Annotated in this window: 16 protein-coding genes; 7 read left to right on the plus strand and 9 right to left on the minus strand. The window is 32.8% G+C overall.

Annotation, left to right across the window (positions count from 1 at the left end; genetic code table 11):
* Positions 1-32: 32 nt before the first annotated feature.
* Both QM746_RS07450 and QM746_RS07455 read right to left on the minus strand, forming a co-directional pair.
* Positions 33-1007 carry a DUF4861 family protein gene (locus QM746_RS07450; RefSeq protein WP_414983636.1) on the minus strand — a complete coding sequence of 325 codons (975 nt, stop codon included), beginning with the start codon at positions 1005-1007 and terminating at the stop codon, positions 33-35.
* 2 nt (positions 1008-1009) lie between these two features.
* Positions 1010-1912 carry an alpha/beta fold hydrolase gene (locus QM746_RS07455; RefSeq protein WP_414983637.1) on the minus strand — a complete coding sequence of 301 codons (903 nt, stop codon included), beginning with the start codon at positions 1910-1912 and terminating at the stop codon, positions 1010-1012.
* A 279-nt stretch (positions 1913-2191) separates the two neighbouring features.
* On the opposite strand from QM746_RS07455, the gene QM746_RS07460 reads away from it, so the two are divergent.
* Positions 2192-4747 (plus strand): T9SS type A sorting domain-containing protein, encoded by a 2556-nt coding sequence (locus QM746_RS07460; protein ID WP_414983638.1) that lies wholly within the window; start codon positions 2192-2194, stop codon positions 4745-4747.
* A gap of 496 nt (positions 4748-5243) precedes the next feature.
* Here QM746_RS07460 and QM746_RS07465 read toward each other — a convergent pair whose 3' ends face one another.
* The 7 genes from QM746_RS07465 to QM746_RS07495 all read right to left on the minus strand — a co-directional run bounded on the left by QM746_RS07465 (position 5244) and on the right by QM746_RS07495 (position 18952).
* Positions 5244-6125, minus strand: a complete 882-nt coding sequence (locus tag QM746_RS07465; RefSeq protein WP_414983639.1) for a T9SS type A sorting domain-containing protein — start codon at positions 6123-6125, stop codon at positions 5244-5246.
* Positions 6126-6245: 120 nt separating this feature from the next.
* Positions 6246-7577 carry a T9SS type A sorting domain-containing protein gene (locus tag QM746_RS07470; RefSeq protein WP_414983640.1) on the minus strand — a complete coding sequence of 444 codons (1332 nt, stop codon included), beginning with the start codon at positions 7575-7577 and terminating at the stop codon, positions 6246-6248.
* 6 nt (positions 7578-7583) lie between these two features.
* On the minus strand, positions 7584-10781 hold the full coding sequence (locus tag QM746_RS07475) for a pectinesterase family protein (RefSeq protein WP_414983641.1): 3198 nt from the start codon (positions 10779-10781) through the stop codon (positions 7584-7586).
* A 99-nt stretch (positions 10782-10880) separates the two neighbouring features.
* Complete coding sequence (locus QM746_RS07480; protein ID WP_414983642.1) at positions 10881-12500, minus strand: glycoside hydrolase 43 family protein; 1620 nt, start codon at positions 12498-12500, stop codon at positions 10881-10883.
* Positions 12501-12596: 96 nt separating this feature from the next.
* Positions 12597-14399, minus strand: coding sequence for a RagB/SusD family nutrient uptake outer membrane protein (locus QM746_RS07485; protein ID WP_414983643.1), 1803 nt, complete (start codon positions 14397-14399; stop codon positions 12597-12599).
* 53 nt (positions 14400-14452) lie between these two features.
* Positions 14453-17488 carry a SusC/RagA family TonB-linked outer membrane protein gene (locus tag QM746_RS07490; RefSeq protein WP_414983644.1) on the minus strand — a complete coding sequence of 1012 codons (3036 nt, stop codon included), beginning with the start codon at positions 17486-17488 and terminating at the stop codon, positions 14453-14455.
* A 12-nt stretch (positions 17489-17500) separates the two neighbouring features.
* Positions 17501-18952, minus strand: a complete 1452-nt coding sequence (locus QM746_RS07495) for a glycoside hydrolase family 28 protein (RefSeq protein ID WP_414983645.1) — start codon at positions 18950-18952, stop codon at positions 17501-17503.
* A gap of 500 nt (positions 18953-19452) precedes the next feature.
* On the opposite strand from QM746_RS07495, the gene QM746_RS07500 reads away from it, so the two are divergent.
* The 6 genes from QM746_RS07500 to QM746_RS07525 all read left to right on the plus strand — a co-directional run bounded on the left by QM746_RS07500 (position 19453) and on the right by QM746_RS07525 (position 25144).
* Positions 19453-20472, plus strand: a complete 1020-nt coding sequence (locus QM746_RS07500; RefSeq protein WP_414983646.1) for a LacI family DNA-binding transcriptional regulator — start codon at positions 19453-19455, stop codon at positions 20470-20472.
* 296 nt (positions 20473-20768) lie between these two features.
* The gene (gene kduI / locus QM746_RS07505; RefSeq protein ID WP_414983647.1) at positions 20769-21605 is read left to right on the plus strand and encodes a 5-dehydro-4-deoxy-D-glucuronate isomerase; all 837 of its coding nucleotides are present in this window, start codon (positions 20769-20771) and stop codon (positions 21603-21605) included.
* Between the two features lie 2 nt (positions 21606-21607).
* Positions 21608-22393 carry a gluconate 5-dehydrogenase gene (locus QM746_RS07510; RefSeq protein ID WP_414985131.1) on the plus strand — a complete coding sequence of 262 codons (786 nt, stop codon included), beginning with the start codon at positions 21608-21610 and terminating at the stop codon, positions 22391-22393.
* An 8-nt stretch (positions 22394-22401) separates the two neighbouring features.
* Positions 22402-23802 (plus strand): glucuronate isomerase, encoded by a 1401-nt coding sequence (uxaC, locus tag QM746_RS07515; protein ID WP_414983648.1) that lies wholly within the window; start codon positions 22402-22404, stop codon positions 23800-23802.
* 9 nt (positions 23803-23811) lie between these two features.
* A complete protein-coding gene (locus QM746_RS07520; RefSeq protein ID WP_414983649.1) occupies positions 23812-24135 on the plus strand; it encodes a cupin domain-containing protein in 324 nt (107 codons plus the stop codon).
* Between the two features lie 4 nt (positions 24136-24139).
* Complete coding sequence (locus QM746_RS07525; protein WP_414983650.1) at positions 24140-25144, plus strand: PfkB family carbohydrate kinase; 1005 nt, start codon at positions 24140-24142, stop codon at positions 25142-25144.
* Positions 25145-25200 lie beyond the last annotated feature (56 nt).

The following is a 25200-nucleotide window of genomic DNA, read 5'->3' on the forward strand; positions in this document are numbered from 1 at the left end:
ATTTTATTTAAAAAGGTAATGAATTTTAAGTTTTACAACTTATTGTTGCTGTTGAAAATATTCAATTTTTCATTAAGATAATTTACAAATTCTTCCTGAGTTTTTATGCCATTTGGTTCGTTTACCCATGCTGCAAGAAAGTAATATTGAATAGGTTTAGTAGTAGGTTTGAAAACAATAAGATGATCAAAAGGTCCATCGGCTAGATTTTCTACGGAAGAAATTTCATAAAAAACTGCCATTCCTAAATTGTCTTGAAACATAGATTGATCTCCGTAAGTGGCGATGTATGCCCACTTTTTGTTAGTACTTGTATTTTTTAAAAGTTCTAAAGGCTTCACTTTTACAATTCCTGTGCAAATGCCAGAGATGGCTTTAGAAGGGGTAACGGTAGCTTTTGTAAATCTTTCGTTAGGGAAAATTTCTAATTTTGTAGTCAAATCTATTTTGTCATTCAAAGTTTCCCAGCCTTTGTAGCTAATGTTTACCGTAGATTTTTTATTAGAGTTTTCTACTTTTACAGATGTATTTTCAACTTTATTGAAATAATACATCTGGTTATTAGTGTATCTAAGGATGGAGCCAATTCCTTGCCCTTTTCCTACCTTTAAGACGTCTGAGCCCCAATCTTGTTTTAAATGATAAGAATCAAAACCGTCTAATCCTACCAAAGGCAAAACCATTTTATCTGTAGTTTTACCGAAGATATCTATTGCGTTTCTCCAATCTAGATAAAGTCTGTAAGCAATTTTATTGCTTTCCCAACCTGGTCCTTCAAATCTTATATCAAAAGAATGGTCGGTATGACGAGGGTTTAAAGTTAATGTTTGTATATTTTTGAAAGTGCCACCTTCATATTTTCTATTGTTCCATTTTCCACCTTCTTTTACTGAAATTTCAGCATTTGTTTTTGGTTCTGATGAAGAAGATATGCCGTTTTGTTGTGAATTACAATTGATAAGTCCTAAGAATAAACTTATTACTATTGAGTTTTTTAAAATTTTCATATTTAATTATTTTTGTTTAAAGTTTGGTTTAAAAAGTCTGTAGTGTATTTTATTGTTGGTTGAAACCAAGGCTCAAAAAGCCAAAAAGTATGTGGGCTATTTTCTATTTTTTTAATTTCAGAATAAATACCAAATGTATTAAGTTTTGCAATCATGTCGTCTCTACCTGCATGAAATCTATCAAACTGACTGTTGATAAATAAGATTGGGGGTGAGTTTTTAGAAATATGATAAAGAGGTGATGCATCGTTCCATATTTTCGGGTTTTGGCTATAGCTACCTCCTAACCAAAGTTCAGCATATTTGCCTTCTTGTGATTCTGGGTGATGGAATGCTAAAATTCCGTCAATATTAATGATAGCTTTAATTTTTTTTGGATGCTTTTCTCCTACTAGTGTTGCCATTTGTGCTCCAGAAGAACAACCTAAAATTGCAATTTTAGAAGGATTTACTTCAAATTTTGATGCGTTTTTGATGATGAATTTCAGTGCGCTTTCTAAATCATTAATTCCTGCAGGATATTTAGCTTCGTCGGACAATCTATATTCTATCGTAAAAACTTGATATCCAAGATTAGAAATTTCTAGAGCCATAGATTTTTGCATTTCTTTATTTCCAGATTTCCAGCCGCCTCCGTGTATTATTATTAAAGCTGGTTTTGTTTTTTTAGTTATATTGATATAAGCGTCTAATTTTAGCGTTCTATCCTTAATTTTTTTATAAGTAATATTTGAGGTTTGTTTTACACTTCCTGAGTTTATAATGTTAGGTACTTTTATGAAAGGGTATTTTTTAATGTTTTTTTTGTATTCTGAATTTATTGTAAATGTGGTATCCTTTTGAATTTGGGTGAAATTCTTAATGTAAGTGAAACTGAAAAATAATAATAAAATAATTCTGAACATCTTATATTGTATTTTTAGACTCAGTTTTTGGTTTTTGAAACCGATTACACAAATCTACAATTTTTATTAAATTTGACAAAATATTTGTCATTTCTCTTCAAATATTTGTTTTTTAATTGATTTTAATTTTCGTTAAATGATTAATAATCAATATTTTAAATATTATTACGATTTTATGTATAGTAATTATTTTGAAAATATTTGCGTGGTTGCGATATTTAATTAAATTTGTGTAATCCATTGCATTAAACGTTACTCACTTTAAAATCAAACATAAATATGAGAAAATTTACCCTATTATTTACCCTTTTAGTATCATTTATTTTTATAAATGCACAGGTGATAAATATAACAAAAGAAGCAGGTTGGATAGAATCTGCTTATTTAACATGGACTCCAGAAGTAGGAGTTGATAGTTATAATGTCTATTACACAGGAATGGGCATTACTGATAGAAAAATTGATACACAGCTTATTAGGAGTTATGGAAGTTATTTCCGGGCAGATATTTTAGGCTTGGCAGCTGGTACTTACACAGTGAAAGTTGTCCCTGTGATTTCTGGTGTTGAAGGGACTCCATCGGTTTCAAATACGGTTAATGTTTTATCTCACGATAGAATGGGTTTTGCTTTTTATGGAGGGCGAGTTCCTGGCGCATATAAAGCTGATGGAACTTTAAAAGATAATGCTGTTGTATTGTATATTACACAAGATAATAAAAATACGGTATCCTTAAATGTTACTGGTGCTACAACAAATCCTTGTGTAGGTTTGCAAACTATTTTAGATGGTTTTAAAAAAGGAAAAGATTCTAGACCTTTGGCGGTAAGATTAATTGGTAACATTACAGACTTAAGTTATATGCTTGGAGGAGATATAGTTATTGAAAATAATAATAATGCAGCCAGTTTTATAACTTTTGAAGGAGTTGGTTCTGATGCTTATGCTAATGGCTGGGGATTAAGGATAAAAAATGCTTCAAATATAGAAGTTAGAAATCTTGGTTTTATGCTTACAGACGCTTCTGAAGGTGATAATGTAGGACTTCAGCAAAGTAATGACTATGTTTGGGTTCATCATAATGATTTATTTTATGGTTCTGCTGGTGGAGATGCAGATCAAGCAAAAGGTGATGGAGCTATGGATGCTAAGAAATCTAATTATGTTACCATGTCTTATAATCACTTTTGGGATACTGGGAAATCTAATCTTCTTGGTTTGAGCGAAGGTCCAAATCCGGGTTTTATAACTTATCATCACAATTGGTACGATCACTCAGACTCTAGGCATCCTAGGATAAGATACTTTACTGTTCATGTTTATAATAATTACTATGATGGTAATTCTAAATACGGAGTAGGTTCTACTTTAGGTTCTTCGGTTTTTGTAGAAGGTAATTATTTTAGAGCTTGTAAATATCCAATTTTAACTTCAATGCAAGGAAGTGATGTTTGGGATGATATTAAAAAAGTAAATGATTATAAAAATATGCCAATTTTCTCTGGTGAAGATGGCGGTAGTGTAAAAGCTTATAATAATTTTATGACTGGCGAAAAAAGATTTATTTCTTATGGGCAAGCAACTACTGAAGCATTTAATTCTACAATAGATTTTGATGCTTATGTTGCTTCTAGTAGATCAGAGCAGGTTCCTTCTTCTGTTGTTTCTTATAAAGGTACAAATGCTTATAATAATTTTGATACAAATGCAGCCTATTATGTTAATTCTTTAATCATTCAATCGCCAGAAGATGCTAAAAATACAGTAATGCAATATTCAGGAAGACTAGAAGGAGGAGATTTGAAGTGGACTTTTGATAATGCAGTTGATGACGCTTCTTATTCTGTAAATACAGGTTTGAAAAATATGCTCATAAATTATACATCGCCTTTGGTTTTTGTGCAAGGAGAAAGTTCTTCTGCAGCAAGTTCTCAGACTTTAAATGTAGCCTCTAATAATGATCAAACAGTAATGACGGGTGCTGCTATAGCACCGATGGTATTTACTTGGGGAGGAACAGCTACGGATGTAACGGTTGCCGGATTGCCAGCGTCGGGCATTGATTTCGTAAAGGATACTACAGCTAAAACAATTACAATCTCTGGGACTCCTTTAGCAGATGTAAGTTTTACGGTTACAACAGTGGGCGCATCAGGAACTCCGGTTTCTGGAAGTGGAAATATCACGGTTTCTTCTGATCCTGTGACGCCTGCGGGAGATCAAATTCATAATTTTACACTTTCAGAAAAATCCAGTACTTTTTATAATATAACAGGCAATATGAATAGTACTAATGGTTCGGTAACCTATGATGGCTTGTCTTTAACAAGAAGATTGAAAATAGAAACAGCTACAAGAATTGTTTATACTACAACATCGGAGTCTTCGCTTACTTTGGTTTTTGATAGTACTTTTAATGGTAGAATTAAATTAACAACGGGTACAGATATTACAGTTACGGCAAATACTCAAACTTATACAGCAGTAAATGGCGTTGTAACAATTCCAAATTTACCAGCAGCTACTTATACAATTAATAAAGGCGATACTGCAAATTTATTTTATATTAAAACAGAATTCGGAAGTCTAAGTACTACTAATTTTTCAAAAGAAAACTTAGTAATCTATCCAAATCCGGTGGTTAATAAACTTAATATATCTGTTCCAGATAGTTTGGTAGAAAAAGTGACAATATTTAATGTTTCAGGGCAAGTAGTAAAAGCTGTTAGCGGAAATGTAGATTCTGTGGATTTAAGTAGCTTAAATAGCGGATTATATCTTGTTCAGGTTAAAACTAAAAATGGAACTCTTAATAAAAAAGTCATTAAAAAATAAAGTAGTTTTTCAGGTTCATTAAGTTAAGTATTATTTGATACTTAATTATTCAACAAGGAAGCTGTCTCAATTTAGAGGCAGCTTTTTATTATGCTAAGAAGTAAATGATTACTCTTGAAGTTGATTTTTTTGTTGTAGAGTTAGTATGATTTCTTAATGATATGATAATTGAATATTATCCTTAGAATGTAGATTCACTTTTTTTAATAGGGTAGTATTGAAGTTCTCTATTGTAACTTTATTCTAGAAATGAGCCTTATAATCAACTCTTATGATTGTTAAATAAAAAAAGATTGTCCCTTTCGAGACAATCTTTTCATGAGAGTATAAAAATTATGATTGTTATTTGATGTAAACTTAATGCTCAGTCTTAATTTTCACTTTAATTAAACTTTTCATACTAAAAATTGAATTTTTTAAAATAATTTTCATGTATATGGAACTTAAGTTGCTGATATTTTAAATTTTGCATTTGTTTGTCTAAAAATACAAGAAATTATTTAATTAAAACTTTTACAGATTTTTCACCTGCTTCAGATTTAAGATTTACAAAATAAAGTCCTTTTGTATTTAACTCGAAGTTTGTATCTGTAGAGGTTTTAAGAGATTTTACTAATGCACCTGTTGAAGAATATACTTTTACTTCTGTGCTTTTTCCTGAAAGATTAGTAAGGTAAACTTTGTTTCCTGTAGAGTAGGCTTTAGCTGATAGTTTTTGTGAAAAATCTGATGTAGCCAATGTATTGGTTGGTGTGGTGCTAACGTTAGCACCTGCTACTTGTATTTGGTAAATATTAACAGCAGCGTCTCCGTAAAGATAAAATGTACCAGCTTTGGTAATGTTGGCTTTAAGAATACCACCATCTGTAGGCATTCCTGCATCTGTGGCAGTTGGAGTTGTGGCAGTAGTATAGTTTGAACTTTTTCCATATACCGTTGTACCGTCACTTGCAATCATATTTCTTATTATACCTCCAGAACCAGATTTAAACCAAACTTCTACAGTACAAGCTTTATCTACTTGTATATAAAAATATCTTTGGGTAGGAACCGCTTCATTAGCTCCCCCCGCATATCCGCCTCCATTAGTCTGTACACGTACTGTTCCGGAATATGCGTCTGCAGGAGATTTCCAAGTTGAAGCAGATTGTGTGTTCCAACCGGCAAAATTAGAATTGTCAATAATGCCAAATAAGCCTAGTCCTTTAGAGTCTATATATTTTCCTGGCTCAGTAGGAGCTGTTTTTGTACCTGTGCCAATTCCAGAAGATGTCCAAGTAGGATTGTTAGCTGTAAAATCCCATGTTGTAGTCTGAGCTTTTGTAGTGTTAAAAAACAAAAGTAAAGATGTGGTAATAAAAAGTACTGTTTTTTTCATAATGTAGTGGTTTATTAAGTTATTGATTTGTATTTGTTTGTGATTAGTTCAATCGATTACACAAATTTAAGTTTTTTTTAGGTAAGTTGTTGCTTTTTTTGAAAAATGATTTGATGAATTTTATTCCTTTATAAATTTACCAGAAGTATTATATTCATTATTCTTTAAACTGTACAGATAAATTCCTTTTTTAAGATTTTCTACATTTATCTTTATTGGATTGATGAAGTTGGATATTTTATTATAAGCAATAATTTTTTGACCACTTATAGCATAAATTTCTATGGAAGTATTACCTTCTGTTTTATTGTTAAAATCAAAGTTGATGTAATTTTTTGCTACAGTAGGGTAAACTCTAATATTTTTGTTACCATCAATTTCACTTATTGCTAAGTTGGAACAAGTTCCTTGTGTAATAATTCCAGTATTGGTAACTTGTAAGGTTGCACCTGCTCCGCAAGAAAAATCAGAAACTCTACCTGCAACTTCGGTTACTGGCATTATTGATGCAGAATACGATGGAGCAGCAACGGTGCCAGCATTCGATGGGATATTTCCTAGACAGTTGTCAAAATTAATACCTACTGTTCCTCCATCTGTAGAAACATAACTTCTGTATATGTTGCTAATTTGAGCAAAATGAGTATTTTGTACATAGCAAATAGAGTTATTAGTTCCACCTCCAAGACCAATAGCTAAAGAGCTAGAAACAGAAGTTTTATAGTAACAGTTTAAGATGTGTAATTGAGCATTTCTGGCTCTAGGCATTCTTTCTTTGCATCCTTCAGCCCAATAACAGTTTTGAAATGTTATACTAAAATTTCCATCTGCGGGATAATCTGTTGAGCTAGAACCTAGTAAATCTGAAAATCTATGGTCATTACTTCCTCCAGAACCACCTGCTAATGGAGGTTTTAAATAAGTGAATTTACACCAAGATACAGTTACATTATCAGATTGTCCTTTTATATCAAAATTTCCGTCTTGTCCGTCTTGAAATTCGCAATGATCTACCCAAAGATTAGTGCATCCATCTGAAGTTAGATTATCTTGCCCATCTATATCGTAAGCTCCTGGACCAACAAAGATTAAATTTCTTATAATTACATTATTAGAACCAGATTTTAGATAAATTATTCCAGCACCAGGATTAGATTGGTTTTCATTAATGAGTTTTGCACCAGGTAATCCAATGATAGATTTATTTTTAATAACAGCACTTATTGGTTGCCCAAAAGGAATTGTTATTTGTCCTGATACTAATATTACTCTGGCATCAGCCGCCGTAATGTTGTTTTTTAATTCTGTATAAGTAGATACAATAACAGGGCTTGCGTTGCTTCCTCCTGTAGTTGCTGCACCAAAGCCTTCGGGAGAGTTAAAAAAATAACTCTGCCCAAAGGTGGAGATGTTAAATAAAATTAAAAAAACTATATAAAAAAAATTTTTCATGAAATGTTATTTAATTAATATTTTAGAAGAAAATATACCTTCTGAAGATTGAGTATTTACAATCCAAACGCCCTTCGGTAAGTTGGTGCTAAATTCTTTATTAGTACTTACTGTTTTTAGTAAATTTCCTGCCATTGAGTAAATACTAACTTTTGTTTTGCTTTTTATATTAGAAATATAAATTTCATTACCAATTGCGTAAATTTTTACAGATGATTTCTGATTATTATTTTGAGTGCTCAATGTATCATTGTTGGCAAGTGCTGATATTGGGTCCCATCCATCATTTCCTTTTGTAAAATTGTAAGTTGTAATAGGTGTGCCATCATTTAAAATAGGATTAGTAAGGATAGTAGCCCAAGAAGCTCTGCTAGAAGAATTATTAATTCCAGAAATTTCCATAGTTCCAAATTCATACATTCCAGGAGAGGTGCCTCCAAGAGAGTTATTCCACCCTAAAGTTGTTATTAGAGACAAACCGCTATTTGACGGATTATTAGATGTTTCTATAGTTGTATTATAAAATACCACTTCGCTGGTATTAGCTTGCCAAGGTCTTCCGAAATATCCAGGGTTTGCTCTATAATTCGAATTGGTGCTGATACCAGAATTAGTAGAGGTAATGGTACATTCATACATAAGGAATCCTCGTCCTGAACTTTGTTGTGCAGCTGTGATATATGCCAAATCATTAGTAGCGTCTGAAACATTCATTACTAAATTTGTTTTGTAGAAAACAGCAGTCATGGCACCAAAAATGTAATCTACAGCTCCAAGTATATCTCCTTTGTAAATCACAACTCTGGAGTTAGTACCTCCGTAAAAAGTGTCTTGTCTGCCAATAACTTTGCATTTATTTAGAATAGCTTTATCTGTATTATTGGCAAATGCAATAGCAGCAGCTCTTTCTACAAGATTTCTTTGTTGCACGGTTACATCTCCAATTGCTGTAGGTCTTGCTCCTGGGCTTCCAGATGACCAAGGAACTACCACATCTTGAGATTCTTTAAGAGAAATATATTGATTAAATGAGTTTTCAAAAATAATGTTTTCTGCTTCAAAACCGTTTGCATTCACTACTACAGTTGCATTCCAGTAAGAGGCATTGGTAGTTCCTGCGCCAGTATTAACGTAAGAGTAATTTCCGTTTTGTTTGTTTACCTCTAATACTTCCTTATTCCATTTTTGGTTATTTGCCATGCTGTAATAATTGTAACCATGTCCGTAATATGAGGTAATTCTTACCGCATTTGGGTCTATATTTACTCCTTTGTTCGCTAAATTAGTATTAGGTGTAGATGAAGAATTTTTTAAAGTAACATTTGTTTGAGAGACTACTAACATTTCTTCATAATTGCCAGGGTCTATTTCTATAGTAACTCTTTCATTGTTAGGTCTTACCATGTTTGTAATTGCATCTAATGCAGCATTAATACTTTGGTGTTGTTTGTTATTACCTACAGTTATAGTAGGGGAGTAGGTTGCATTAGGAACCACCTTTATTTCGGTGAAATAACTGGTTCCTGAGCCACCTACAGTAATTGTTGCAAAACCATCTGTAGAACCATTGTAGATATATTGTGTACTTTCAATATTAGAAGTACTGCCAGAAGTTGTACTAATGGTAGCGCCTCCGTCAATTGAAAAATTTGCAGCGTAATAATAGTAAACTAACACTTTTTGCCCCACTGTAACAGGAACTAAAATTTTAGCTCCAGAATTTGCAGTTAAATCTCCTTGAGCTTGTCTCCCGGTAACAGTTCCATTTAACTGCATACCTTTGTAATAAGCTGTAGAAGTACTGCTAAATGCTTTATCATCAAAAGACCATTTGGTAACTGGTTGAAAAACAATTGTTTTAGAGGTTGATGAGCTGTTTATTATAAGATTAGAGGTAAGAGCCTGTTCTACAGAAAAATTATCTAACCCAAGAGCTTCTATTTTATAAGTGCCGCTTCTTAAATTGATATTGCTTACATCCGTAAAAGTATAACTGTAGCCAGTTTCATTAATATTGGTAAATTTTAACTGAAGACAGGCAAGCTGAGTGCTTGTTAAACCAGAGGTATTAATAGAAACTGGGTAAACAGGTTTTGCTATAAAAGATAAATCAGAAATTGTATTAGCAGATATATTTACAGTTGACGGCGAAATTTGATAATCATTAACACCACTTGCTGTGATGGTATATAGAACATTCTGGTCTAAATCTACAGAATATGTACTATTAGCTGTATTTATAACCGGAGTAGGAATATACACGCTACCACTTGCAGCATCTGGAGTAAACGTTAATCCTAGATTAGAAATAGAGGTTCCTAAATTTGAAATATTACCAGATAAATTTTGTAGAGTAACTTTTGTTATTGTAATGTCGTTCACAGATGTATTGCTTGCTCCAGTTGTATTTATAGAGCTTCCAGATGTTATAATATAGCCATTAGCATCTACTAAACTTAGATTGTAAGTGTAACCAATGGGAAGATTAATATTATAAGCGCCTGAATTTATGGGAGCAGACCAAGTTTTTCCTGCACTATTAGTAAAAACAATGGAGTAATTACTAGGTAAACCTATAGCATTTGTAGTATTAATATTACCAGAAAGTGAAGTGTAAACTGCGTGTTTTCTGTATATTCTGAAAAAACTAACTTTGGCAACACCATCATAAATCTTATAAGTTCCTGTTGTTTTAGCTACGAATTTTGCTGTAGTTACGGCTCCGGAAATTGATGTTGTAGTTATTGCATCTGATTGTAATGCGGGATTGCTTTCATTTATAAATTTCAAAGAACCATCTAAATCTCCTCTTGCAATTATGGTAACTTCATCATCTTCTTGCAATGTCATCTTCATATACCTAGAAGAACCATCACTTACAATGCCGTTTCCGTAAACCCTTCCTGTGTATGCGATTACACTGGCAATATTGTTGTCGTATCTTGTTAAATTAGTGTTAGTTGTTCTTAATCTGTCATTTGTAGTTCCAACCCAAGATAAAATACCAGACGTAAAATTAGGTAGTGTTTTACCTGTTGTTCCAGGTGTTACACCACTATACCAAGCATTAATAGCAGCTTCGTCCAGCATATTATTATAAGTGCTATTATCCAGTTGAGTTGCCCCAAAATCCCAGACATCAATTAACTGAGCTTGTTGTAAATTAAAAACTAAAAAGGAAAAAAGTAAAATTATTTTTTTCATAGTATCTAATATTTTGTGTTATTTTTTGGTGATGTTTTCTTACAGCTACTATATTTTTAAGCTGATTTCTTGAATTTTTCGGAAAAGAGATAAGGATTTCTATGGTTGTTCGAATCTTATCCAATCTATATTTGTATAGCCAGCATCATTTATAAAACCTTCTCTAAGTGCTAGAAATCCTATTTTTGCACCAATCCATTTTCCTTCTTTTATAGAGAATATTTCTCCTATTTTTCTATAGTTTTTTTGATCTTCACTATAAGAAAATATTGCACTTCCGTCTTCAGATATTTTTATTCTTAGGAAGAGGTCTTTATTTTTTATTTTGGTTCTGCTTAGTTCTTCTTCGTTAGTTTTTTTGTCTGCATTTAAGCAAACTATTTGAGATATATAAAATTTACCATCAATTCTTTTTATTCTGAGATAAGAATAATCTAATCCCATTATTACAAATCCAAATTCTTCGTTATTGTTTTTTAGAAAATTAGATGCCTTTACCGTAGCGGTAAAATTAGGAGCAGAGATTTTCTGTAAAAGTAGATTAGGAACATCAAAAAGGTTTTTGTAATTCTCTGGTTTGGGGATGCAGTTTAAAGTGAAGAATCCTAAGCTGCTAGGAAATCCCCATTGGATTTGAGGATTAGCATGCCACTGCCATTGTAAGCCAAGTTTTGGATTATTGAATTCATCAGAATCATTTGGAGATATTACAGGAAAGTCTTTGCCTACATCTGGTTTTTTATAAGTGGTTACAGGTTCTCCAATTCCATCATTGTCATCATCTACTCCTATTACAGGCCAATCGTTTTTCCATGTCATAGGTTGAAGATGTAGAATTCTACCAAAAGAGCCTTTGTCTTGAAAGTGAATGAACCAGTCTTCGCCATTTTTCGTGTTAATCCAAGCACCTTGATGAGGTCCGTTTATATTTGTTTTTCCTTGATGAAGAACTTTTTTCTTTTCGTAAGGTCCAAAAATGTTTTTAGAACGAAGAACGGTTTGCCATCCTGTAGAAACGCCACCAGCTGGAGCGAAAATATAATAATAGTCGTTTTTTTTATAGATTTTAGGCCCTTCAATTGTGGGTTCTTCTTGGTGTCCGTCTATAATTAATACATCATCATTATTTGCTTTGGTTCCCTCATTATTCATTGTGCAAGCTGCTAGAATACTTTTTATGCCAGCTCTGCTTCCCGCGAAAGCATAGAAGAGATAAGTCTTACCATCATCATCCCAAAGTGGGGTAGGGTCTATTAATCCTTTGCCTGATTTTATTAGAATTGGTTCGCTCCATAATCCTTTAGGATCGTTGGTTTTTATCATATAAATTCCATAATCTGGATCTGGATAAAAAATGTAGAAGGTATTGTTATGAAATCTTATGCAAGGTGCCCAAACACCGTTTCCATGTTGAGGGAGGTTGTATTTTTCTTCGGGAATATTTTTTGTTAATGCGTAGGATACGAGTTTCCAATTTACTAAATCGTAAGATTCTAAAATGGGTAATCCTGGGATGCAATTAAACGAAGATGCCGTCATGTAAAATTTATCATCAATTCTTATTACATCTGGATCTGAGTAATCGCTGTATAAAATTGGGTTAGTATAAGTGCCGTTTCTATTGTCTGCACTATATAGAAATTTGTTTTGTAATTTTATATTTTGACTTTTTAGAATTACAAAAAAAATTGTAAGCAGAAATAGTAGGTACTTTTTCATCTTATTAATTGAATTTGAGTAAAAAAACTTGCCAATTAATTTAAAAAGTATTGACTCAAAAAATTAATGGCAAGTTTAGTTTATAAATAATTAATCCTAGTATCCGTAATCGTTTACAAGTTGTCCGTTGCTAGCATCTATAATTGCTTGCCAAATTGGCCAGAATTGTCTGGTATCTGGGTCTCTTTTATAGAGTGCATTTATTTTAGAATCAGTAAGAGAAGTCCAAGAAACTGAAGTATATGGATTTGTTTGGGTAGAAGGGTCGTTAAATTCACCTCTATTCAAACCATAGATGATAAGTGATATGTTATCAGTATTGTATTTGTAATAAAGCGTAGAAGGTACATCAGCGTATAAACCAGAACGATTTTTCAGGTCTGTCATTCTTTGTTTTGCTTCTGCAAGTTTAGCCCCGAGTAAGTTCCATCTAATTAAGGCTTGTTTACGTTCCATTTCTCCGGTAAATTCAAATTTCTGTTCATCTACAATTGCATTAAACATGGCTTGTTTAGAAGTGAGAGCATTTACATAATTTTCTACTTTTACAGGTCTGTCTGCAGGTGCAAAAGCTCTGTTTCTTAGTTGTTTTAAATAAGGCGCCGCCGCAGCAGGACCTTCTAATTCGTTAGCCGTTTCAGCAGCCATCAATAAAATTTCTGCATATCTCATGTAGATTTTGTTTACACCATCATCATTTTTGGATGTTACTAATCTTTTCATCCATTCGAATCTGTATTTTCCGAAATACCATTTGTTTTGTGTGCCAAGTTGTTGTTTTGCAATACCATTTACTGCAGTTCCCCATAAATAAGGTACACAGGTTACATCTCTTCTGGTATCTTTGGTGTCATAATCGTAATAAATATAAGGTAATGGGCCCGCTTGTCCCCCTTTTTTATCCCCCATTTGTTGATATTGGTCTGCTGAGGTATGGTATACTCCAAAAGTAAACATAACACGTCCTCTGCCTTCTCCGAATGGGATTTCCCAAAGAGATTCGCTACCAGCAGTAGTAATTTCATTATTATAATTTCTCCATAATCCTTCAAAAGTAGCTTCTAATTTTGCACTTCCACTATTGATGACGTCTCTGCATTCTTTTAGAGCTAGTGCATACATTTTATCTACAGATAAATCTGGGTCCGTGCTTCTTCTTACAGCATCTGGGTATTGTTGGAAGCCACTGGCTGCAAGTGCTAATCTTGCTCTAAGTCCTTTTACAAAAGCTTTGTTCACGGTTTCTACAGAAGTGTTGTAAGATTGTCCGGGCCAAGGTACCAATTCTTCAGCTTCTCCTAAATCTGCAATAATTTGTTTGTAGATAATATCTCTGCTAGATTTTGGAATGTATGCAGTTTCGTTGGTTATTGGTTCGAAACGAGCTGGAACATCTCCCCAACCTTTAAGTAAATCTGCATAGTAAATAGCTCTATAAGTAAGTGCTTCGCCAAGATAGTATCCTAATTCTGAACCCGGGGTAGGATTTCCGTATTTTTTTATACCTCTTATGGCCATATTTGCTCTTTCAATACCTTGATACATCATTGCAAAGGCATTTGGTGGTGTGGTGGAATTCATCTGAGAATTGGTGGGTTTTGCATCGTACACACACAAGTCTGCATTATCACTAGAAGTAGATTCTGAAGAGTTATACCATTCTACATCTGTATTCATTCCGTACCAAGGAGTCCATCTTCCTCTGTAAGAGTTTGTTTCAAACATCGGGAGTAGTATGCCGTCTATAGCTCCTTTTGCTAAACCCGGAGTAGAGAATATTGTTTCTTCGTCTGCAGAAGAGCCCGCATCTGGAGATAGAACATCATCTGCTATCATATTACAGGAAATGGTAGTGACCAAAAGCATTAATAGTCCTGAAATTTTTATGAATATTTTCATTTTTTTTATTTTTAAATTTTAATTAAATAATAATTCTAACGTCTGTTTTCTAATTAAAAGTTTAAGTTAAATCCGAAAACAATTTGTCTGCTTCTAGGGTAAGGAGAGCTATCTACACCTGGTGTAAGAGGTGTTTTTCTTCGGGTAGAAACTTCTGGGTCTGAACCAGAATAGTTGGTAAGTACAAATAAATTGTACCCAGTCGCAAATAATCTGATTTTGGATAATTTTAATTTTTTAACCAAAGAATCTGGAAGGGAGTATCCTAATGTTAATGTATTAAGTCTAAGGAATGAGCCATCTTCTATTGCCCAGCTGCTTACAACATATCTTGACATATACGGAGACCACATGGTGGTATTAGCATTAAGAGCTGCTAAAGCAGTAGGGTCTGTAACCAATGCACCAGAATTAGGATCTATATTTGTCCATCTGGAACCGTCTGCCATTACAGCACTTAAATTTCTGTATTGCCCATCCGGAGAAGTAGTAGCAGAGGTAAATTCTATTTTGTCTGCATTATACACATCATTACCAATACTCCAGTTGAATGCTGCTGAGATGTCAAAATTTTTAACTACACCGTTTATGGTAAATCCTCCTGTACTTTTTGGGTTGGTGTTTCCAATAACTGTTCTGTCTTTGTCATTCACTACGCCATCTCCGTTTAGGTCTTTTAGTTTCATACTTCCAGGTGCTAAGTAGCCTACTGTTGGATTAGAATTTGCAATACCTGCTTTTAAAGTGTATTTATCATTGTTATAATCAAAGTCAGATACTTCATATCTTCCATCGCTTACGTATCCATAGATAAGACCTAGAGGATTTCCTACTGAAATTAGATAATCATTACCAATAGCAGGAGAAGAGGTCCATGTACTAGATGTGGTAAAGTCATTCATTATACCAAGAGAAAGGATTTTATTTTTGTTCCAAGCAGAGTTGATGGCAAAGCTCAATTTGTAATCTTGTTTTTTAATGGCATCATAGTTTAAAGTTATTTCTAAACCTTTGTTCTGGTTGTCTCCCATGTTTCTGTATTGGGCATCGTACCCTGTACCAATGGTAGGGAAGAGAAGAAGTAAATCTGAGGTTTTGTTTTTGTACAAATCTATAGTACCAGAAAGTTTACCTTTGAATAATTCAAAATCTAATCCTACGTTCTGTGTGGTAGTGGTTTCCCATTTCAAATCTGGGTTTGCCATTATTTTGTAAGGCGCCCAATAGTTAGCTACATTATTAATCCAAGCACTTAAAGTGTTTTGATAAGTTTGTACCAATTGCCCAACAGGAATGTTGTTATTACCTGCTTTACCATAACTTGCTCTAAGTTTTAAGAATTTAATCCAATCTACATTTTCTAAAAAGCTTTCTGAACTTAGTTTCCAGCCAAGGGCTGCAGAAGGGAAGTATCCCCATTTGTTATTGTCTAAAAATTTACTAGAACCATCAGCACGCATTGTAGCTGTTAAGAGGTACTTGTCTTTATAATCGTAATTTACGCGTCCGAAGAATGAGAATAATCGATCATCTTGATAATTGAAATTGTCTGCGTTAGCATATTGAGCAGAGCTAGAGAAATTAACGGCATCTTCGAACGTAAATGTTTTAAAATAACCTTGCATAGTATTGGTAAGTACATTAGAGGTGTAATTAATATACTCTTGTCCTAATAATAATTTTACAGAATGATCTTCTCCGAGATAACTTTTAAAATCGTAATTTAAGGTATTTGCAATACGGAATCTGTTGTTTTCTTCGTCAATCATTATTAATGCTGGCTTATTCTGGTTGGTGCCTAGTGGCATTGTTCTGGCGTAATAAGTAGAAACACCATAGAAACGATTGTCTTTGTTTCTGTAGAAGTCTGTACCTATTTCACTGTGAAATTCTAAGTTTTTAATAATTTTCCAGTTGATGCTTCCTTGCATGCTATAGTTTCTCTTATCTTGGCTTCTGGCATTATCTCTATTGGCGACATAAGGATTAATTAAGTAATCGTCTTCGGTAGAGCTGCCTATATCCTCTGAGACTAATCCTGGGATGTTGATAGGAGAGTAGCCTACCATATTTCTTAATCTGGAGTCTGCCGAAGAAGCTTCTTTTTGTTCGTTGGTGCCACTACCGTCTATGGTGGTTTTAGAATATCTAAATTTTAATCCTATTTCTAGGTTTTTACTGGCTTTGTTTTTCAAACCTAAAGTAATATTATCTCTTTTGAAACCTGAACCCATCAATATGCCGTCTTCTTTGTAATGAGTAAGACCAAGGTTATAGCTTATTTTATCGCTACCGCCTCTTACGCCTAAATCAGTATTTTGAAAAGTACCTGTATTTCCCATTAACTTATCTTGCCAATCTAGTGCTTCGTAGTCTTTGAATTTGTTCATTTCATTAAATTGACCAAAATATTTTTCGTATGTGGTAGCATTTGCATTGCTAGGAGTAGGAGAGCTGGAGTCTAGCATCGCATATTCGTATTGCCATTTAGCATAATCGTAAGGTGATAATACTTTTATTTTTTTAGCTAAAAATTTATATCCCATAAAACTATTGAGAGATACACTTAGTTTGCCTTCTCTACCGCTTTTGGTAGTTATCAATACTACACCGTTTGCTCCTCTTGAACCATAAATTGCTGTTGAAGAAGCGTCTTTTAGTACGGAGATGTTTTCAATATCTGATGAAGAAATATCATTTAAACTGTTTACCGGGAAGCCATCTACAATAATAAGTGGAGAAGAATCTTGGCTAATAGAAGTTCCGCCACGTACTTTTAGATTGATGGTAGCATCTGGAGAACCTTCGGTACTTGTTACTGATAAGCCGGCAACTCTTCCAGTTAGTGCTTCTGCTACACTTGCTACAGGGACATTTTTTAAGTCTGCACCTTTTATTACAGCTACAGAACCTGTAAGATCACTTTTTTTAGCAGTACCATAACCAATCATTACTACTTCTTGAATAGTTTTTTCTTTTACAGTATCTCTTTTGGGTTTAGACTGAGCATCTAAATCTGGAAATGCAAATAGCGCAAGAACAGCAACACTATATTTTAGATTTGGAGTAATCAAATTTTTGTATTTCATGATTTACAAATTTTAATTTTGTGGTGTTATAATTTTTTTGTCTTTAATATAAGACTCAGTGATTTTTAAATTTTTGATATTATTTATTTTAAATTCATCTTTCACTTTATCTATCTTTATGTTTTTAAGAGTAATATTTTCAATTTTTGAATTTTCTAATCCATCTGCGAATATTACATACTTGCCAGCGTCTTTTACGGTAATATTTTCCATATAGATGTTTTTAATTTTAGGAATGAAATCTCCAGTTTGATTGCCATAAACGCTATATTTCATTGTAATATGTAGAAGAGCTTCCTTTACTTGTCCTACGATGATGTTTTTTACATAAAGTCCATCTACAAAACCACCTCTTTTGGTGTTTGTTTTAAGTCTTATGGCACGGTCTAGATTAGGGCTGTCCATATAACAATTGTAGGCAAATACGTTTTTAACACCTGCAGACATTTCGCTACCGATTACCACACCTCCGTGTCCGTCTATCATTTTACAATCTCTTACAATAATATTTTCTGTGGTGATTCCTATTCTTCTTCCTTCTGAATCTCTTCCTGCTTTTATTGCAATACAATCGTCGCCAGTATTGAAAATAGAATTTTTTATCAAAACGTTTTTAGAATATTCGGGATCACATCCATCATTATTTGGACCATGACTAGCGATATGTACTCCATCCACAATTACATTTTTACTTTTCATAGGATGAATAATCCAAAATGGTGCGTTAATGATTTTTATATCTTTTATCAAAACATTCTCACATTCGAAAGGTTCTATAAAGTTTGGTCTTAGATAATGTCCATCTCCAAAAATTCTTTTTTCTACAGGAACATTTTTTTCGGACATATCCATTAGTCTAGGTAGATTTTCTAAATCTTGTTGAGAAGGATTTCCTTTAGTATAGCCATATTCGTTACCTTCTGAAGTACTTCCTTTCCATGGCCACCAATTTTCATTATTACCTTGTCCATTCAGAATTCCTTTTCCTGTGATAGCAATGTTTTTTTTGTGATATGCATAGATTAATGGTGAGTAATTCATAAGTTCTATTCCTTCAAAAGAAGTGTGTACGATTGGGTAATCTTTAGGATTTGTACTGAAAATTATTTCTGCACCATCTTCTAAATGCAAGTTTACGTTGTCTTCTAAATGAATAGCACCTGTTAAATATTTACCAAAAGGTACAATTACTTTTCCTCCTCCGTTTTTGTTGCATTCTTCAATTGCTTTTTTAAAACTATCTGTGCATAATGTTATTCCATCTGGTTTTGCACCATAGTTTACAATGTTGTAAGTAGCATTTTTAAATTTTGGCTCTTGTATAGTTTTTTCTATCTTCATCATTTCACTGAGAGGAAAACTACCATCAGTATTCTTGCTAGCTGTACAAGAAAATGTTACATAAGTCACTAGTGTACTTATAGCCAATTTTAAAGTGTTATTTAAAGTTAAATTTTTAAGCATTATTTTAAGTAATTTGTTGTTCTTAATGCAATCGATTACAAATATAAACATTTCGTTGACATGTCCAAATAATTTTAATTAATAAGTCTTATTTATTTTTAATGCATTGTTTTTCAGTATTTTAATTTATTGTTTATGTCGCCGCTGATTTAAAACTAGTTTAATTTTTTTAAATTTCTTGAAGTTATTTTTAACTGTTTTTTATAGTTAGCTGTTAACTTTCTGTTAATATTGAATTAATTAGGCTTTTTTTTGATATTTAGAGTTATCTATTTCGTCTAATATTTTGCTTGTATTTTGAATGTTGCAAATTTCGTACAGTTGTTTAATATTTTCAAATTTCATTAAGTATTTGAAAGTTAGATGTTTAAAAATAATATCAAGCATTGTATTTTGAGTGTTTGAAATAAAACTTAATTATTAGTATTATTATTTATTTTAATTAGTAGATTTGCAACTTGTTACATAACTGAATTTTAAAGATTATTAAAAATAATCAAATGGCAAAAAAAGTTACCATATATGACATTGCAGAAAAACTTAATATTGCTGCTGCAACTGTTTCAAGAGCATTAAATGATAACCCTAAAATTAGTGATGCTACTAAAAAGCTAGTGATGGAAACTGCTGAAAAGATGAATTATAGGCAGAATAGATTAGCTATTGCATTGAAAAGCGGCAAAACAAATAATGTTGGTGTTATTGTACCCAGAGTGAATACTAATTTTTTTGGTTCGGTAATTAGAGGAATTGAAGATGAGTTGAATGCTAGTGGTTATCAGGTAATTATATGCCAAACACATAATGATGAAGAAAAAGAAGCAGACAATGTTGAGTCTCTTTTAAATTCTCAAGTTGATGCAATTTTTATGTCAACATCAAGTAGAAATACAGATACATTTGATAAAATATTGAAGAAAAAAATTCCCTTAATATTTTTTGATAGAAAGAAAACAATGGATAATGTAAGCTCAGTAACGATTGATGATTTTGCAGGGGGCTACATTGCTACAAAACACCTAATAGACCAAGGTTGTAAAAAAATTGCACATGTTTCTACGGGCGATTTGAATATTGAAATATTTAGAGAAAGGTTTGCAGGATATAAACAAGCGTTATATGATAACAATATACCATATAGTGAAGACTATGTTTTAACTACAAAAAGTAATATAGAAGATGGAAGAGAGGCTGTGAAAAAGCTTTTTAGTTTAAAAAATAAACCAGATGCTATATTTTCAGCTAGTGATTTTGTTGCACTTGGTGCAATAAAAGAATTGCAAGAAATGAAGATTAAAGTTCCTAAAGATGTTGCTATTGTGGGCTTTAGTAATGAACCATTTACTAATTTTCTTGAATTGTCTATTAGTACTGTAGATCAATTTCCATTAGAAATGGGAAGAATGACAGCAAGGGTATTTCTTGCTCAAACCGATATGACAGATTTGGATAAAATTCAGAAAAAAGTGGTAATTGAACCGAAACTTATTGTTAGAAAATCTTCTGATAGAAGAAGTTAATTTTTTGTTTTATCATATATTAAAAAAGCATTGATGTGAAGTTTTTGGCATCAATGCTTTTTTATTTTGATCTGAAAATGCTATTATTTTACTCTTTTTTTTCTTTAATATTTTAGAATTCATAACTAATAATATAAATGATTTATTGTTTCAATTCGTTGTTTTTTAATTCTTTATGTTTTTTAATTGCTAATTTTTTCTTTAAATTTTAATAGAATTATAAAAAAAATGTAATTTTTATTTCGGATTAAAAAAATTGTGTTACTTTTGTGTAATCGATTACAATATTTTTAATCATGACAAATTATTCATTTAGATATGCATCTCATCCTAATGATGCTAAAAATTATACTACAGAAAGAATTAGAGAAGAATTTCTTCTAGAAAATTTATTTACTAAAGATGAAGTTAATCTAGTGTACTCTATGTATGATAGATTAATAGTGGGAGGAGCAATGCCCATAAATAAATCTTTAAAATTAGAAACCATTCCTTATCTGAAATCTGAAAATTTCTTAGATAGAAGAGAGTTAGGAATTGTGAATGTTGGTGGCAAAGGAAGTGTATCTGTAGATGGAGAAATTTTCGAACTCAACAAAAAAGAAGCTCTTTATTTAGGTAAAGACACTAAAGAAGTGGTGTTTGCAAGTTTGGAAGAAACTCCAGCTTTGTTTTATTTTAATTCTGCACCTGCTCACAAGAAATTTCCAAACAAAAAAATAACAAAAGAAAATGCTATAGTTATTGAATTAGGCGAAGAAAAATATGCCAACAAAAGAATTCTCAATAAACTCATCGTTAACGAATTGGTTGAAACTTGCCAATTGCAGATGGGTCTTACAGAACTTCTCCCAGGAAATGTCTGGAATACCATGCCGGCTCATACCCACGAAAGAAGAATGGAAGCTTATTTCTATTTCGATTTGGAAGAAGGGCAAGTCATTTCTCATTTTATGGGGCAACCACAAGAAACAAGACATTTATTTTTACAAAATAATCAAGCGATTTTGTCGCCAGAATGGTCAATCCATTCAGGAGCTGGAACTTCTAACTATTCCTTTATTTGGGGAATGGGAGGCGAAAATTTAGATTATGGCGATATGGACGTTTGTTCACCTAAAGATTTAAAATAATGATGGAATTATTCAACCTAACAGGAAAAAATGCAATGATAACCGGAGGAACTCACGGTTTAGGGATGGCAATGGCAGATGCTTTAGCTCAGGCTGGTGCTCAACTTATTATCACAGGAACTACACCTTCTAAAATGGAGGATGCTTTAGCGTATTATCATGCTAAAGGTTATCAAGCAAAAGGTTATCTTTTTGATGTAACCAATGAAACAGATGCTGCAAAATATGTAGAATTGATAACAAAAGAAGTAGGCGGTATTCATATTTTGGTAAACAATGCCGGAATTATTAAAAGAGTTCCCGCAATTTCTATGCAAGTTTTAGAATTCCGTCAAGTGATAGATGTGGATTTGGTAGGGCCTTTTATAATGTCTCAACTCGTTGCAAAACAAATGATTGAATGTAAAGAAGGTAAAATAATAAACATTTGTTCTATGATGAGCGAGCTTGGCAGAAATACTGTTTCGGCTTATGCTGCGGCAAAAGGCGGATTGAAAATGCTGACTCGAAATTTAGCAACAGAATGGGCAAAATATAATATTCAGGTAAACGGAATTGGACCAGGATATTTTGCTACTTCTCAAACAGCGCCAATCAGAGTAGATGGGCATCCTTTCAATGATTTTATTATCAGCAGAACACCTGCAGCAAGATGGGGAAATCCTGAAGATTTGGCAGGAGCTACCATATTTTTGGCATCTAAAGCCAGTGATTTTGTAAACGGGCAAATAATATATGTAGATGGCGGAATTTTAGCTACCATCGGTAAACCTAATAATGAAGAATAGAATATAATATGACAACAAAATTTATCCACGAGAATTTTCTATTAGAAAATAAATATTCAGAAGAATTATATCATAATTACTCAAAGAATCAACCGATTATCGATTATCATAATCACTTATCGCCACAATTAATTTGTGAAGATTATGTATTTAATAATATATCAGAGGTTTGGATAAAGGGCGATCATTACAAATGGCGCGCGATGCGAACATTAGGAGTAAGCGAAAAATTTATTACGGGAGTAGCATCGGATAAGGAAAAATTTTTGCAATGGGGCAAAACGGTACCATACACATTACGAAATCCACTATACCATTGGACGCACTTAGAATTGGCGAGGTATTTTGATATTTACGAATTGTTAAACGAAAAAACAGCAGAAGGGATTTATGAAGAAACGTCAGCTAGATTAAATTCATCAGAATATTCATGTCAGAATTTGTTGAGAAAAGTAAATGTAAAAGTAGTTTGTACGACAGAAGATCCTACAGATACATTAGAATATCATCAGAAAATGAGAGCTAATGGCTTAGATATAAAGGTAAGTACATCATTTCGACCAGATAAATCAATATTAATAGGATTAGAAGGTTATAACGAATACATAGATGCATTAGGACAGTCAGCAGGAATAGAAATTCAGAGTTATGACGACTTATGCAATGCATTGCAGAAAAGAATCTCTTATTTTAACGATAATGGTTGTAAAGTTTCAGACCATGGTTTAGAACAAATCTATTTTGAAGAATTTACAGCATCAGAAATTCAAAATATCTTTATAAAGAAAAGATCAAATCAAGAACTTTCACAAGAAGAAATTTTAAAATTCCAAAGTTCAGTATTGCTTTTCTTATCCGAAACATATCACCAGTTTGGTTGGGTACAGCAGTTTCACTTAGGAGCTCTCAGAAATAACAATGCACGCATGCACCGCATTTTAGGACCAGACACTGGTTGGGATTCCATTGGCGATTTTTCTCAAGCCAGAAAACTTTCACAGTTTTTAAATGCGCTAGATACAAAAGATAAATTAACGAAAACCATTCTATATAATTTGAATCCCGCAGACAACGAGGTATTGGCAACAATGATAGGTAACTTTAATGATGGTAGTGTAAAAGGCAAAGTACAGTTTGGTTCTGGATGGTGGTTTTTAGACCAAAAAGATGGGATGACCAAACAGATGAATGCGTTATCTAATATGGGATTATTAAGTTGTTTTATAGGCATGTTAACAGATTCGAGAAGCTTTTTATCGTTTCCACGTCACGAATATTTTCGAAGAGTCCTATGTAATTTATTAGGCAAAGAAATAGAAAGCGGAGAATTGCCAAACGATATGGAATTGATAGGCAAAATGGTTTCAGACATCAGCTATCATAATGCTGAAGAATATTTTAATTTTTAGTATTGAATTATGTTTTTAGAAAGCACAGATTTTGTTTGGGAAAAAATTGATGAAAACTTAGAAAGAGCACTGATAGGTTTTGATGATTCGCTGATGCAGACCATCGTTCGATTCAAAAAAGGAGGAATCGGTTATTTGCACCATCATTTTCATTCTCAATGTGCCTTTATAGCAAAAGGTTCATTTGAAGTACAAATAGAAAACGAGAAAAAAATCTTATCAGCAGGAGATTCTTTTTTTGTTCCTTCGGAATTAGTGCACGGTGTTGTTTGCCTAGAAGATGGGATTTTAGTAGAAAGTTTTAGCCCAGCACGAAAAGATTTTTTAAGTTAAATATATGAGTAGAATAGCAACATTTGGAGAGATTTTATTGCGATTATCGCCACCAAGTCATCTTAGGCTCACGCAAGCCACATCATTTGATTTGTACTACGGTTGCGCAGAGGCTAATGTTGCTGCATCATTGGCAAAATTTGGTTTTCCAGTAAAATTTATTACCGCAGTTCCTCCCAACGAATTAGGAGAGTCTTCACTTAGTATGTTGCGTTCATTTGGGGTAGAGCCTATCGCCAAAATACAAGGAAAGCGTTTAGGAATTTATTATTTTGAACAAGGAGCATCAGAAAGACCTGGGAAAGTAGTTTACGACAGAGAAGATTCATCTTTTTCGATGCTTAGAAAAGGAATGATAGATTGGGAAACAATATTTGAGGATGTAGATTGGTTTCATTGGTCTGGTATTACACCTTCTCTTTCTTTAGAATTGGCAGAATTATGTGAAGAAGCATTAGAAGTAGCTTCCAGAAAAGGATTAACCATATCAGCAGATATGAACTATCGCCCAACTCTTTGGAATTATGGGAAAAAAGCCAACGAAATAATGCCAAATTTAATACAGTATTGCGATTTACTTTTAGGAGGAATCCATGAATCAGAAATTGTCTTAGGAATTGAGGTAAACCATCAAGATACCGAAGAAGAAATATTTCAAAAATGGATGAAAGCATTTCCAAAACTCAAAACTATTGTTACCACCAAAAGATTGCACGCCAATGCATCGTCTAACGGAGTAAGTGCAGAATTTTATAATGGTAAAGATTTATTAAAATCAAAAGAATACAACGTCTCTCACATTATAGACAGGATAGGAGCAGGTGATGCATTTATGGCAGGAATTATTTATGGAATGATTACTTGGCCAGAAAATCATCAAAAAGCTTTAGAATTTGCCGTAGCTGCAACTTGTCTTAAACATTCAATCTCTGGAGATATTAACTTATCAAGTGCAGAAGAAATTAAAGCTCTGATGTCTGGCAAAGGAGGAGGAAGAGTCTCACGTTAATTGAGAAAGAAGAGTCAAAAATGGATTTATAAAGATATTTTGCTTAAAGCATTTTT

The sequence above is a fragment of the Cloacibacterium sp. genome, assembly GCF_047601505.1.
Classification (GTDB): domain Bacteria; phylum Bacteroidota; class Bacteroidia; order Flavobacteriales; family Weeksellaceae; genus Cloacibacterium.

Excerpts from the sequence above, each read along its gene's own strand:
- QM746_RS07450 (WP_414983636.1), bottom strand. The coding sequence starts at position 1,007 with ATGAAAATTTTAAAAAACTCAATAGTAATAAGTTTATTCTTAGGACTT.
- QM746_RS07455 (WP_414983637.1), bottom strand. The coding sequence starts at position 1,912 with ATGTTCAGAATTATTTTATTATTATTTTTCAGTTTCACTTACATTAAG.
- QM746_RS07460 (WP_414983638.1), top strand. The coding sequence starts at position 2,192 with ATGAGAAAATTTACCCTATTATTTACCCTTTTAGTATCATTTATTTTT.
- QM746_RS07465 (WP_414983639.1), bottom strand. The coding sequence starts at position 6,125 with ATGAAAAAAACAGTACTTTTTATTACCACATCTTTACTTTTGTTTTTT.
- QM746_RS07470 (WP_414983640.1), bottom strand. The coding sequence starts at position 7,577 with ATGAAAAATTTTTTTTATATAGTTTTTTTAATTTTATTTAACATCTCC.
- QM746_RS07475 (WP_414983641.1), bottom strand. The coding sequence starts at position 10,781 with ATGAAAAAAATAATTTTACTTTTTTCCTTTTTAGTTTTTAATTTACAA.
- QM746_RS07480 (WP_414983642.1), bottom strand. The coding sequence starts at position 12,500 with ATGAAAAAGTACCTACTATTTCTGCTTACAATTTTTTTTGTAATTCTA.
- QM746_RS07485 (WP_414983643.1), bottom strand. The coding sequence starts at position 14,399 with ATGAAAATATTCATAAAAATTTCAGGACTATTAATGCTTTTGGTCACT.
- QM746_RS07490 (WP_414983644.1), bottom strand. The coding sequence starts at position 17,488 with ATGAAATACAAAAATTTGATTACTCCAAATCTAAAATATAGTGTTGCT.
- QM746_RS07495 (WP_414983645.1), bottom strand. The coding sequence starts at position 18,952 with ATGCTTAAAAATTTAACTTTAAATAACACTTTAAAATTGGCTATAAGT.
- QM746_RS07500 (WP_414983646.1), top strand. The coding sequence starts at position 19,453 with ATGGCAAAAAAAGTTACCATATATGACATTGCAGAAAAACTTAATATT.
- kduI (WP_414983647.1), top strand. The coding sequence starts at position 20,769 with ATGACAAATTATTCATTTAGATATGCATCTCATCCTAATGATGCTAAA.
- QM746_RS07510 (WP_414985131.1), top strand. The coding sequence starts at position 21,608 with ATGGAATTATTCAACCTAACAGGAAAAAATGCAATGATAACCGGAGGA.
- uxaC (WP_414983648.1), top strand. The coding sequence starts at position 22,402 with ATGACAACAAAATTTATCCACGAGAATTTTCTATTAGAAAATAAATAT.
- QM746_RS07520 (WP_414983649.1), top strand. The coding sequence starts at position 23,812 with ATGTTTTTAGAAAGCACAGATTTTGTTTGGGAAAAAATTGATGAAAAC.
- QM746_RS07525 (WP_414983650.1), top strand. The coding sequence starts at position 24,140 with ATGAGTAGAATAGCAACATTTGGAGAGATTTTATTGCGATTATCGCCA.